This is a genomic window from Rossellomorea sp. ABR4_012 (genome assembly GCF_056159545.1).
Genome location: NZ_JBSWVK010000004.1, coordinates 205,599 through 218,227, shown reverse-complemented (window position 1 = coordinate 218,227; position 12,629 = coordinate 205,599). Strand labels below are relative to the sequence as shown.

The window sequence follows — 12,629 nt, the reverse complement described above, 5'->3', positions numbered from 1 at the left end:
AGGTAAGAAAGTAGGAGACGTACGATGCAGGAATTATGGAGCGCATTTGGATGGGTGATCCCCATACTTGCACTGGTTACCATTACTTCTATCCTAGCCGTCTCCATATGGAAAAAGAAAAGAGGTAAGGGAAGGTGGATGAACCTCCTTCCTGTTTTATTGCTTTCGATTTCCATTGGCGGTATATGCTTGATCACCCTCACACCATTTATTGGTGACGGAGGAATGAACGGCGGGGTTAAAGGCCATACCAACATGGAGCCTTTCTCCAATCTGAAACTGAACCTTCTCTATCGGAATCATTTAGAAGTGCCGATCCGTAACTTATTAGCCAATGTTTTTCTATTTGTGCCATTCGCTTTCTTTTCAAGCTGGTGGATGCGCCACCAAAGAGCGATCCTTTTGAAGGTGACGTTTCTTGGGGCACTCTTTTCATTCTTTATCGAATTGACTCAATATTTTCTTCCTTTAGGAAGGTCAACAGATATTGATGATTGGCTGATGAATACATTGGGATCGCTTCTAGGCGGCATTTTATTCATCATAGGGGGCTTCATGTACAGAGTGTTGAAGTTAAATGGTAAATTAAATAGATGATAGAAGTCAGAGAGCATATACCTAACGGAGGGTTGGGTTTATGCTCTCTTTTTTATTCACTTTTCCTATGTTTTCTTGTTCTTTATTCATGAAATTCAAGTACAAAGGTGTTTCATTCCTGTAATCGGTGGGACTTACATGGTCGATTTAGAAAAGAGCCTTGTATGTGTTGTTAGAAAATTATGTTAATATTGAAAGGATATCAGTTCAAAGGAGAACATACATGGAAATAACAATAGAGAAGGCATCCCTTGGAGATGCTTCATTATTAACTGAAATAAAGAGAATATCGTTTGATGAAGAGGCTGTTAGATGGCTGGATAATGAAAAGTACGCAGTGGATTACAACATACAGCCGCCTGGATACGCTTCTGTCGAAAAGAACAAGTATATGATACGTGAATTGGAAGTTTACAAGATTTTAGTTGAGGAACAGATAGCTGGGGGAATCATCGTCACCCTTTCAGGTACATCTTACGGAAGAATAGATCGCATTTTCATACACCCTGACTTTCAGGGGAAAGGCATTGGAACCAGGGTGATTGAATTGATTGAGACAGAATTTCCGGACGTGAGAATATGGAATCTTGAAACATCTGTGAGGCAAAAAAACAATCACCGCTTTTACGAAAAAGCCGGCTATCAGACAACATTTAAATCTGAAGACGAATATTGCTACGAGAAGAGGATAGAAATGAACGTAGAAGACAAGAGCCTCTTAATGGAAAAGGACCTTTCCGGAAGGCTTTACGAACAATGTGATTTGAGTCACTCTGAGTGCTATGGGGTGAGCTTTGAAGAAAGTTCGATCAGTAATAGTAATCTGATGGGTAGTCACGTGAATAATTGTAATGTGAGTGAAGGGAAATTTCAAAATATCAATTTTACTCATTCTTTATTCGCAGATTTAAATCTTTCAAATAGCCAATTTGCCCATGTGACACTTGGTGCCGTTCACTTTTGTGATACTGATTTGGGTAAAGGAGGAAATTCCTTGAGCTTTGAAAGGTGTGAACTTCAAGGGACCAGGTTCTCTAACTGCAATTTGAAGGGTGTTTCTATTCAGGGCAGTGACGTATCTGGGATGAAGATTGATAATATTCCTGTGGAAGAACTCATAGATGCATATTGGAGGCTTCGTAATACATAGTGTGTCAGAGTTTCAAAGTTATCGATTACCATGTAGAAGGAGACGGGTAAATGAACGAAGAAAAATTATCTATCTTTGATAGAGATTACAATAGATTAGGAGAGAGTACGAGATCTAAAGTCCATGAAAAAGGGTACTGGCATGAAACGTTCCACTGCTGGCTGGCTCATCATGATGAAAACAGAGGGGAAGACTATATTTATTTTCAAATGAGGAGTGATCGAAAGAAAGATTACCCCGGCCTTTTGGATATCACAGCTGCTGGCCATATTTTGTCACATGAATGGATTGAAGATGGTGTAAGGGAGATTCAAGAAGAATTGGGGCTGGACATTGGATTCAATGACCTCACTTTTGTTGGCGTCATTAAAGAAGAGTTGAAAGGCGGAGGTATTTTAGATCGTGAGCTAGCGAATGTATATTTATTTACAAAGCCAGTCACTTTTGAAAGTTTTACTCTTCAAGTGGATGAATTATCAGGAATCTTTCGTACGACTCTGCGAAACTTTGAACAGCTAATATTCAATGAAACAGCTGAAGTCAGTTCAGAAGGATTTACTATTAATGAACATTCAGAAAAGGAATACATCAAGAGAAACATTTCATTAAAGGATTTTGTAGCCCATCCAATTTCATATTTTCATGAAATTATATATAGAGTAAAAATGGAGCTTCTGGAAAAATAATTCAAGTTTCCCATGTTCATTTCACATTAAATCCTCTATCATAGTAAATTCAGTATTGTATATAGAATTAGGAGGAGAGTTGTGAACGGAACAGCACATATGGCAGCGGGGGCAGCTGCAGGATTTATCACAGCCAACTCAATGGGATCGGACCTGAGCACGACAGCCGTACTTGTGACAGTCGGTGGAATTTCCGGGTTGATGCCGGACATGGATATCGATGGCAAGCTCAGTAATAAGGTTACCTTTTCACCGAAGATGATTCGGGCCGTGGCTCAAGTAATTGGTTTTATGATGATGGTGTACAGTTTTCTGGAAGAGCAAGGAAGGAAACAATGGATAGGTATGGGGTACGGCATCGGTATCTTACTGCTTTCAACGGTGATTACCCAGAGAAGGATGCTGACCTTTACAGGAATCGGGGTGATTGCAGCTGGCTGGCATCTTAATGAAATATGGTTATGGCTGCTCGGAATTTACATAGTAATCGCTTCAATCGTTTCACATCGGAGTTATACCCATTCCCTGCTTGGATTGATTTTTTTCGGATTCATAGCAAAATACTTCGAATCTTCGCTGATGATTGAAGGTATTTTTGAAGCATGTATGCTAGGATATGTCAGTCACTTAGTCGGAGATATGAAATTCCTTCCTTTTAACAAAAGAGGAGTTAAATTATTTCTCCCTATAACTTCAAAAGAAATCTAAAAATACATTGACCAAATTTTTCTTCTGCTATAAAATATTGGAAACAAACAAATAACATGTGCAATGATGAAGAAAAGTAAGCTGTTGAAACACCTCAGAGAGCTGATGGCCGGTGAGAATCAGTGTGTGAAAATAGTTGAATGGGCTTCTGAGCATCCAGACTGAAAGTGAAAGTAGGTTTTGGCGGAAAGTCTCACCGATACAAGGGACAATGTATCGAGGAAGGATCCTCTGTACAGCTAAGTGCGTTCACGGCTGTGAACGAATGAAGGTGGCACCACGGGTTTCCCGTCCTTTTTTGGACTGGAAGCCCTTTTTGTGTTTAAAGAAAATGGGAGGAATGAAAGTGATGAAAAAGCAAGTATTAACAGGGATCAAACCCACAGGCAGGGTGCACCTGGGGAATTATATCGGTGCGATAAAACCAGCACTTGAACTGGCTGGAAACGAAACCTATCAGCCTGCTTATTTTGTAGCGGATTATCATGGACTTACGAAAATACACGACAATGAAGAAATGAACCAGCTCAGCCGGGGAATTGCAGCAACATGGTTAGCGTTGGGGCTCGATTCGGAAAAAGCAATCTTCTACAGGCAATCAGATGTTCCAGAGATTTTTGAATTAAGCTGGATTTTAGCATGTTTTTCTCCCAAAGGATTGATGAACCGGGCTCATGCCTATAAATCCATTGTCGAGGAAAATGGCCACACAGGAAGAGAAGCGGACACAGGCGTAAATATGGGGTTATATACGTATCCGATTTTGATGGCTGCGGATATTCTTCTTTTCAAAACCGAGATTGTCCCTGTCGGAAAGGATCAAATACAGCATGTTGAAATCGCAAGGGATATCGCTGAAAGTTTCAATCATACTTATGGCGAAACATTCACGATGCCTCAATATGCCATTGAAAAAAAAACCTCCGTGCTTCCTGGGTTGGATGGACGCAAGATGAGTAAAAGCTATAACAATACCATTCCGTTATTCGAGGAGCCGAAAAAGCTGCAAAAGTTGATCAATAAGATCAAGACGGACTCCACCCCGCCTGAGGCACCGAAAGATCCGAATGAATCCATCATTTTTTCGTTATATAAAGAGTTTGCAACAGAAGTTCAAACAGAAGAAATGAGAAATCGTTTCCTAGCCGGGATCGGATGGGGCGAAGCGAAGAAAGAGCTTTTTGAAGCCATGAATTCCCGGTTGGAAGAGCCGCGTGAACTGTATAATGAACTAATGGCATCCCCTGCCAAACTGAATGAAATTTTAATGGCAGGGGCGGAAAAAGCAAGAAAGAAAACCAGACCGTTTTTGGAAGAAGTGAAAATAAAAATCGGCATACGATAACCCAATAGAAAAGTTAATGTATTTTTAAAAGTATTCATAATTTTCATTGACATTTAATAAAGTATGATGTAAGTTATGGGAAAGTTATTTTAGTAAAGTGATCAATGATTTCTATATAACCAAATAGATTCTTATCAAGAGAGGTAGAGGGACTGGCCCTATGACACCTCAGCAACCAGCCTTGGCATGGTGCTAATTCCAGCAAGTTGAATTCAACTTGGACGATAAGAGGGAGAATGATCGATGAAACCTTCTTATTTCAATAAGAAGGTTTTTTCTTTTATACCCTTTTCGTGTAATAAAAAGAAGAGGAGAGACAAAATTGAAAAAACATATCGATACAATTCTCGTTCAATCAGGAAATCGTACGGATGTGGGGACAGGAGCCATAAGCCCTGCCATTCACTTGTCAACAGCTTATCAGCACAAGGGCATCGGTCAATCGACGGGATTTGATTATTCGCGGACTGGAAATCCAACAAGGTCCATTTTAGAAGAGACACTCGCTCTGTTAGAAGAGGGAAAAAGAGCTTTTGCCTTCAGTTCAGGAATGGCAGCTATTCAAGCAGTTCTTAGTTTATTCTCTTCGGGAGACGAATTGATAGTTTCACAGGATTTATATGGAGGCAGCTATCGATTATTCTCGCAGTATGAAAATCAATACGGTATCAGGTTTCATTTCGTGAATACTCATGAAGAAAGTCGCATTGTAGAAAAGATAAATGAAAATACCAGAGCGATATTCCTTGAAACGCCAACCAATCCATTAATGAATGAAACCAGTATTTCAACAGTCTCCTCCATCGCTAAGGATAACGAGTTATGGATGATCGTTGATAACACTTTTTACACACCAATCCTGCAAAAGCCAATTGCAGAAGGTGCTGATATAGTCGTTCACAGTGCTACAAAATATTTAGGCGGTCACAATGACGTGCTCGCCGGAGTGGTCATCGTCAGTAACGAAGTATTGGGAGAGAGGCTCTATACCATTCAGAATTCGATCGGTGCCGTACTTTCACCTTTTGATTGCTGGCTGTTACTCCGCGGCATGAAAACACTTAGCATACGTATGGCCCAGCACGAAAAAAATGCAATTGAAATTGCAGAGTATCTGACGAATCATGATTGCGTTACTGATGTCCTTTATACCGGCAGAGGCGGGATGCTGTCTTTTCGGATTTCAAAGGAGGAATGGGTCGGAACTTTTCTTGAGAATTTAGAGGTCATTACGTTTGCTGAAAGTCTTGGCGGTGTTGAGAGTTTTATTACGTATCCTGCAACCCAGACTCATGCAGATATTCCTGAATGTGAAAGGAATAAACTCGGCATATGTAATCGTCTTTTGCGATTTTCGGTCGGTATTGAAAATGTGGAAGATATCATTTCAGATTTGGAGAATGTTTTCAATCAATTAAAAGGAGAGGTGCTTATAGATGAGTAAAAAAACATACTCACAGCAAACTTCCCTGCTTCATTCTCACGGATACGATGCACAAACTGGAGCGGTTTCTACCCCCCTCTATCACGCCACCACTTTTCATCAGAGTGATTTTGACCGGTTTGGATCATATGATTACAGCCGGTCTGGAAACCCAACCAGGGAAGCATTGGAAGACACGATTGCAGAACTTGAAGGCGGTGTAAAAGGATTTGCGTTTTCTTCAGGCATGGCAGCCATTTCTACGAGTTTCCTGTTGCTTTCCCAGGGGGAACATGTTCTCATTTCGGAAGAAGTGTATGGGGGCACCTATCGATTAATCACAGAGGTATTGAACCGATTTGGTATTCAGTATTCTTTTGTGGACATGAGGGATCTTCATGAGGTGGCCCGTTCGATCAGACCAAATACAAAAGTGATTTACATTGAAACCCCTTCAAATCCATTACTGAACATTACAGATATTGAAGGGATCGTAAAATTGGCAAAAGCCAATGAGTGCCTGACTTTTCTCGATAATACATTCATGACCCCTCTTCTGCAAAAGCCTTTATCACTTGGCATAGATGTAGTTTTGCATAGTGCAACCAAGTTTCTTGCAGGTCACAGTGATGTACTTGCCGGACTCGCAGTGACCGGTAACGAGAGAATTGCCCAGAGGCTTTCCTTCTTGCAAAATTCATTTGGTGCTGTTTTGGGACCGCAAGACAGCTGGCTCTTGATAAGAGGCCTCAAAACATTGCATGTCCGACTTAAGCAGTCATCGGAAAGCGCCTCTAAGATTGCCCGCTTTCTTGAAACGAGAGATGAAGTGGAAGAAGTGTTCTACCCAGGACTGAGCTATCATAAAGGGCATGAAATCCATGTTCGGCAGGCAAAAGGACCTGGTGCTGTCTTATCCTTTCGCTTAAAAGGTGAAGAAGAAGTCAGGAAATTGACTAAGCAGGTAGATATTCCGGTGTTTGCAGTGAGCTTAGGTGCAGTTGAATCCATTCTTTCATACCCGGCAAAAATGTCTCATGCCTCCATGCCGGAAAAGGAAAGAGAAAGACGCGGAATCACAGACGGTCTGCTGAGGTTATCAGTAGGGTTGGAGAACGCTGATGAACTTATTCAGGACCTTGAACACGGTTTGAATGCACTTAAAGATGATCCAATAATAAAAGTCATCAATTTATAACAGGGTTATTATTGAAAAGGAGGGATCGTGTGAAACCGCTCATACAATCTTTGAAAGATAGGATATTGATAGCAGACGGAGCCATGGGGACTCTCTTGTATTCATACGGGGTGGATCGATGCTTTGAAGAGTTGAATCTTTCACACCCTGATGAAGTCATGAAGGTCCACAGAGATTATATTGAAGCAGGAGCAGATATCATTCAGACCAACACCTATGGAGCCAATTACGAAAAACTTTCACGTTACGGTTTGGAGGATTCTGTTAAAGACATCAATACAGCAGCCGCCAGACTTTCTAAAAAGGCGGCAGGGGACCACACCTATGTTGTAGGGACCATTGGTGGAATCAGAGCGATCAAGCAAAATATTTCCATTGAGGAAATCAAAAGAAGCTTCCGGGAACAGCTGTACTGTTTGCTTCTTGAAGGGGTTGATGGCATCCTCCTTGAAACGTACTATGACTTTGAGGAATTGACGACAGTCCTTAAAATTGCAAAGCGTGAAACAGATCTTCCCATCATTGCTCAGGTATCGCTGCATGAAGCGGGAGTTCTTCAAAATGGAATGAAGATAAAAGATGCTCTTCATCAGCTGGAATTGCTCGGTGCAGATGTTGTAGGGATAAATTGCAGGATGGGTCCCTATCATATGGTTTCTTCCCTAGAAGAAGTGCCGATTCCTAAGAGATCTTTTCTATCCGTTTATCCAAATGCAAGTCTGCCGAATTATGAAGAGGGAAGATTCTATTATTCTGCTGAGCCGGAGTATTTTGGGAATATCAGCAATGAACTCCGGGAACAAGGTGCCAGGATCATAGGGGGGTGCTGCGGGACGACACCTGAGCATATCCGGTCTGTCTCAAAGAAATTAAAAAGCAGGGTGCCTGTGACTGAAAAGAAAGTGAAGACAAAAAAATCAGTACAACTGTCATCTCAGCCTTTAAAAGAAAAGCTCCTGCATCATAGAGTAAAAGAAAAGAAGACGGTAATTGTCGAACTGGACCCGCCGAAGCACCTTGATACAGATTTGTTCTTTAAGGGTGCTCAAGCTTTAAAGGATGAGGAGATTGATGCATTGACCCTTGCAGATAACCCATTGGCATCTCCGCGAGTCAGTAATGATGCAATCGGGACCATGGTAAAGGAACGATATGATCTTACACCATTGGTTCATATCACTTGCCGTGACCGAAATTTGATTGGTCTTCAATCCCATTTAATGGGTCTTCACACCTTGGGGATCCATAATATATTAGCCATTACAGGTGATCCTGCAAAGATAGGGGATTTCCCGGGAGCAGCATCCGTTTACGATCTATCAAGTTTGGAACTGATTGAATTAATCAAACAAAATAATGAAGGAATATCATTTTCCGGCAAGTCACTCAGGCAAAAGACACAATTTTCTGTCGGTGCTGCTTTCAATCCTAATTTCAGACACTTGGAAGCGTCTGTGAAACGTCTCGAGAGAAAAATAAATGCGGGAGCCGATTACTTCATTTCTCAGCCGGTATTTGGAGTCGAAGAAATGTTCCAAATCTATGAAGCTACCAAGCATTTAGATACGCCGATTTTCATTGGGATCATGCCTTTATTGAGTTCGAGGAATGCAGAGTTCCTTCACCATGAAGTTCCCGGCATCAAGGTGCCTGAGGAAACAAGAAAGAGAATGAAGGATGCAGGCACAGACCCCGTCCATACAAGGGCAGTGGGAATGGAAATTGCAAAGGAACTGTTGGACACTGCACTTACGTTGTTTAATGGAATTTATCTGATTACTCCATTTGTACGTTATGATATGAGTATTGAATTGCTTCGTCATATGAAAGAAAAAGCCGCCATAGAAAAGGAGGTTCCTTATGGCCAGCACATTATTTGAAGAGCAGCTTAGAAAGAAGATACTCGTCCTCGACGGGGCTATGGGAACGATGCTTCAGGAAGCCGGTTTAACTCCGGAAGATTTCGGTGGTGAGGAATTGGACGGGTGTAACGAACACCTTGTCCTCACTTCTCCGGAAGTCATTTACAATATTCACAGGGAATATCTGCGGGCAGGAGCGGATGTGATTGAAACGAATACATTCGGGGGTACTCCCGTTGTACTGGATGAATATGAAATAGGTTCCAAAGCATATGAAATAAATAAAACAGCAGCTGAAATAGCAAGAAAAGCGGCAAATTCCCTCTCGACTGACGAGTGGCCTAGGTTTGTAGCAGGATCAATGGGGCCGACAACAAAAACGTTATCGGTAACCGGGGGAATCAGTTTCGATGAATTAATTGAGAATTACCGCATACAGGCTAAGGGACTTCTGGATGGCGGAGTCGATGTTCTTTTACTCGAGACAAGCCAGGATGCGATGAATGTGAAAGCAGCTAACCTGGGTATACAGGCAGCATACGAAGAAAGCGGAAGGGAAGTCCCTATTCTTTTATCTGGAACCATTGAACCGATGGGTACGACATTGGCAGGTCAAAATATAGAAGCTTTTTATTTGTCGCTGGAACATCTGAATCCTCTGGTGGTCGGATTGAACTGTGCGACAGGTCCTGAATTTATGAGGGACCATCTTAGGTCTCTATCAAATTTAGCGACGACTTATGTGAGCTGTTATCCAAACGCAGGCCTGCCTGATGAGGAAGGGAATTATAATGAAACTCCAGAATCGCTTAGCATAAAGATGAGGGGGTTTCTTGAGAAAGGCTGGCTGAACCTTGTGGGGGGATGCTGCGGGACCACTCCTGAGCACATTCGTGCTTTATCTCACTTGGCAAAAGAATTTCAGCCAAGGATACCGAACGAATCACATGCCCATGCCGTATCAGGCATCGAACCATTTTTATATGAGGACAAGGACAACCGCCCCATTCTGGTGGGTGAACGGACGAATGTAATTGGATCAAGGAAATTCAAGCGATTGATAGCCGAGAATAAAATTGAAGAAGCTTCAGAAATCGCAAGGGCACAGGTGAAAAACGGAGCCCAGGTCATCGACATTTGTGTGGCCGATCCGGACCGGGATGAAGTGGAAGATATGAATACCTTTATCCAGGAAGTCGTGAAAAAGGTGAAGGTTCCCCTAGTGATAGATTCTACAGATGAACAAGTCCTGGAAACGGCTTTGAGATACTCACAAGGTAAAGTGATCATCAATTCCATCAACCTGGAGGACGGGGAAGAACGATTTGAAAAAATTTCTCCGCTCATTAAGAAGTACGGAGCTGCAGTTGTAGTAGGCACCATTGATGAAAAGGGAATGGGAGTGACGGCAGAGCGAAAGGTCGAAATCGCACTAAGATCCCATAAACTGTTGACCGGGAAATACGGACTCGCTTCACAGGACATCATCTTCGATTCGCTTGTATTTCCTGTAGGGACAGGGGATGCACAATATATAGGATCTGCGAATGCCACCGTTGAAGGAATCAAGAAAATTAAAGAGCTGCTCCCTGAGTGTCCGCACATACTCGGGATAAGCAACGTCTCTTTCGGTCTGCCCCCGGTCGGCAGGGAAGTGCTTAATGCCGTTTATTTATATCATTGTACGAAAGCAGGACTGGATTACGCGATTGTGAACACAGAGAAACTCGAACGGTTCGCTTCCATTCCGGCGGAAGAGGTGGAACAGGCAGAAAAGCTCTTGTTTGAAACAACGGATGCGACACTTGCATCTTTCACTGAATTTTATCGCGGAAAGAAAAAAGAAGTAAAAATACCCGTCAATACGATGACACTTGAAGAACGACTTGCTCACTATATTGTCGAAGGGACGAAAGAAGGATTGATTCCTGACCTTGAACTGTCTCTAAAACATTATAGTGCACCGCTGGATATCATCAATGGTCCTTTAATGGATGGAATGAGTGAAGTGGGACGCTTATTCAATGACAATCAGCTTATCGTGGCAGAAGTACTGCAAAGTGCCGAAGTCATGAAAGCATCTGTCGCTTTTTTGGAGCCGCATATGGAACAGAATGAAGCTTCATCTTCTTCGAAAGGGAAAGTGATACTTGCGACAGTAAAGGGCGATGTTCATGATATTGGTAAGAATCTGGTGGACATCATCCTTAGCAATAACGGTTATGAAGTGAAAGACTTGGGCATTAAAGTCACGCCCCAGGAATTAATTGAAGTGATTAGAAAAGAAAAGCCTGATATTGTCGGACTATCAGGGCTGTTGGTGAAATCCGCACAGCAGATGGTCGTAACAGCACAAGATTTGAGGCAATCAAACATCTCTGTGCCAATCATCGTAGGAGGCGCGGCACTGACAAGGAAATTCACCACAACCAAAATAGCGAAAGAATATGAAGGGCTTGTTCTCTATGCAAAAGACGCCATGGATGGATTAAGCATCATCAATGGGGTCCAAGATGAAGGGACGAGAAAGAAGTGGGAAGAAGAAAGCAGACAGAAGATTTCGGAAGGCAGTAACAGTGTTGAAAAAGAACCTGTAAATCAATCGTCGGTTGCAGTCAAGGTCCGTTCAACGGTATCAAAAGATGTACAGGTACATGTTCCACCTGATCTAAGGCCCCATACCATTAAAGATTTTTCGTTGAATCAAATTCATCCTTATATTAATCAGCAGATGCTTCTTGGTCATCATCTTGGAATCAAAGGGAAGATTACAAGGCTTCTGGAAGAAGAAGATGAACGGACACTCAGGATCAAGGAAATTACGGATGATTTATTTAATAAAGCAAAAAATGAGGGTCTTATTCATGCTTCAGCTCTTTATCAATTTTTCCCTGCTCAGGCAGAAGGGGACGATGTCATCATTTATGATCCTGATAACGTAACGAAAGAAATTGAACGATTTCATTTTCCACGGCAAATTCGAAACCAGCATCTTTGTTTAGCGGATTATCTTCGCTCGGTAGATAGCGGAGAGATGGATTATGTCGGTTTCTTTGCTGTTACAGCCGGCCGCAGGATCAGAGAATGGGCTGCGGCATTGAAGGAGGAAGGGAGATTCCTGGAAAGCCATGCTATTCAGGCATTGGCACTTGAGACTGCTGAAGGTCTTGCAGAAAGAGTGCATGAAATGATGAGAAGCCGCTGGGGTTTTCCCGATCCTGTTGATGTTACGATGCAGGACCGTTTCCGTACTAAGTATCAAGGGCAGCGCTTTTCATTTGGTTACCCTGCTTGTCCAGACCTTGAAGATCAGCAAAAACTCTTCAGGCTCCTCAATCCTGAACGTATCGGCATCGAATTGACGGATGGATGTATGATGGAGCCGGAAGCATCTGTAACAGCAATGGTATTTGCCCATCCTGAAGCCCGGTACTTTAATGTATTTTAGTAAATTAGGCATAAAGAAAACGATGATTAACAAATAAAGCACCCTGTCAACTTGTGAACTGACCGGGTGCTTTATTTGTTTGATTCTATATGATTTTCATGAGGTTGGAGGTGTGGACGATCAACTGATCTTTTATTTGAGTATATTAGTAACATCCCATCGAATTAAGCTCTATGCTATTAGCGTAAGCTCCAACATGGTGGGCAGTTAGA

9 protein-coding genes, 1 riboswitch and 1 other annotated feature are annotated in these 12,629 nt (G+C 42.2%); all 9 genes read left to right on the top strand.

Annotated features, from left to right (window positions below):
- The first annotated feature begins 24 nt into the window (after window positions 1-24).
- The 9 genes from ACXAFV_RS17165 to metH all read left to right on the top strand — a co-directional run bounded on the left by ACXAFV_RS17165 (window position 25) and on the right by metH (window position 12,417).
- The gene (locus tag ACXAFV_RS17165) at window positions 25-597 is read left to right on the top strand and encodes a VanZ family protein (protein WP_475128269.1); all 573 of its coding nucleotides are present in this window, start codon (window positions 25-27) and stop codon (window positions 595-597) included.
- Window positions 598-820: 223 nt separating this feature from the next.
- Window positions 821-1,747: a GNAT family N-acetyltransferase gene (locus tag ACXAFV_RS17160; protein ID WP_475128517.1), complete on the top strand. Its 927-nt coding sequence runs from the start codon at window positions 821-823 to the stop codon at window positions 1,745-1,747.
- 50 nt (window positions 1,748-1,797) lie between these two features.
- Window positions 1,798-2,433, top strand: a complete 636-nt coding sequence (locus ACXAFV_RS17155) for an NUDIX hydrolase (RefSeq protein WP_475128268.1) — start codon at window positions 1,798-1,800, stop codon at window positions 2,431-2,433.
- An 81-nt stretch (window positions 2,434-2,514) separates the two neighbouring features.
- A complete protein-coding gene (locus ACXAFV_RS17150; protein WP_475128267.1) occupies window positions 2,515-3,141 on the top strand; it encodes a metal-dependent hydrolase in 627 nt (208 codons plus the stop codon).
- Between the two features lie 54 nt (window positions 3,142-3,195).
- Window positions 3,196-3,440: a binding site (T-box leader), on the top strand.
- A gap of 50 nt (window positions 3,441-3,490) precedes the next feature.
- On the top strand, window positions 3,491-4,486 hold the full coding sequence (locus ACXAFV_RS17145; protein WP_475128265.1) for a tryptophan--tRNA ligase: 996 nt from the start codon (window positions 3,491-3,493) through the stop codon (window positions 4,484-4,486).
- Window positions 4,487-4,614: 128 nt separating this feature from the next.
- Window positions 4,615-4,717, top strand: a riboswitch (SAM riboswitch).
- Window positions 4,718-4,808: 91 nt separating this feature from the next.
- Window positions 4,809-5,930, top strand: a complete 1,122-nt coding sequence (locus tag ACXAFV_RS17140) for a methionine biosynthesis PLP-dependent protein (RefSeq protein WP_475128263.1) — start codon at window positions 4,809-4,811, stop codon at window positions 5,928-5,930.
- Window positions 5,923-7,107, top strand: a complete 1,185-nt coding sequence (gene metC, locus ACXAFV_RS17135; RefSeq protein WP_475128261.1) for a cystathionine beta-lyase — start codon at window positions 5,923-5,925, stop codon at window positions 7,105-7,107. Before ACXAFV_RS17140 ends, metC begins: the two co-directional genes overlap by 8 nt.
- Before the next feature lie 29 nt (window positions 7,108-7,136).
- Entirely contained in the window at window positions 7,137-8,987 is a 1,851-nt protein-coding gene (locus ACXAFV_RS17130) for a bifunctional homocysteine S-methyltransferase/methylenetetrahydrofolate reductase (RefSeq protein WP_475128260.1), read from the top strand.
- Window positions 8,968-12,417, top strand: a complete 3,450-nt coding sequence (gene metH, locus ACXAFV_RS17125) for a methionine synthase (RefSeq protein WP_475128259.1) — start codon at window positions 8,968-8,970, stop codon at window positions 12,415-12,417. The genes ACXAFV_RS17130 and metH overlap by 20 nt, the downstream gene beginning before the upstream one ends.
- The last annotated feature ends 212 nt before the right edge of the window (window positions 12,418-12,629 follow it).

Coding starts and splice junctions, on each gene's coding strand:
- ACXAFV_RS17155 (WP_475128268.1), top strand. CDS start 1,798: ATGAACGAAGAAAAATTATCTATCTTTGATAGAGATTACAATAGATTA.
- metC (WP_475128261.1), top strand. CDS start 5,923: ATGAGTAAAAAAACATACTCACAGCAAACTTCCCTGCTTCATTCTCAC.
- ACXAFV_RS17165 (WP_475128269.1), top strand. CDS start 25: ATGCAGGAATTATGGAGCGCATTTGGATGGGTGATCCCCATACTTGCA.
- ACXAFV_RS17145 (WP_475128265.1), top strand. CDS start 3,491: ATGAAAAAGCAAGTATTAACAGGGATCAAACCCACAGGCAGGGTGCAC.
- ACXAFV_RS17160 (WP_475128517.1), top strand. CDS start 821: ATGGAAATAACAATAGAGAAGGCATCCCTTGGAGATGCTTCATTATTA.
- metH (WP_475128259.1), top strand. CDS start 8,968: ATGGCCAGCACATTATTTGAAGAGCAGCTTAGAAAGAAGATACTCGTC.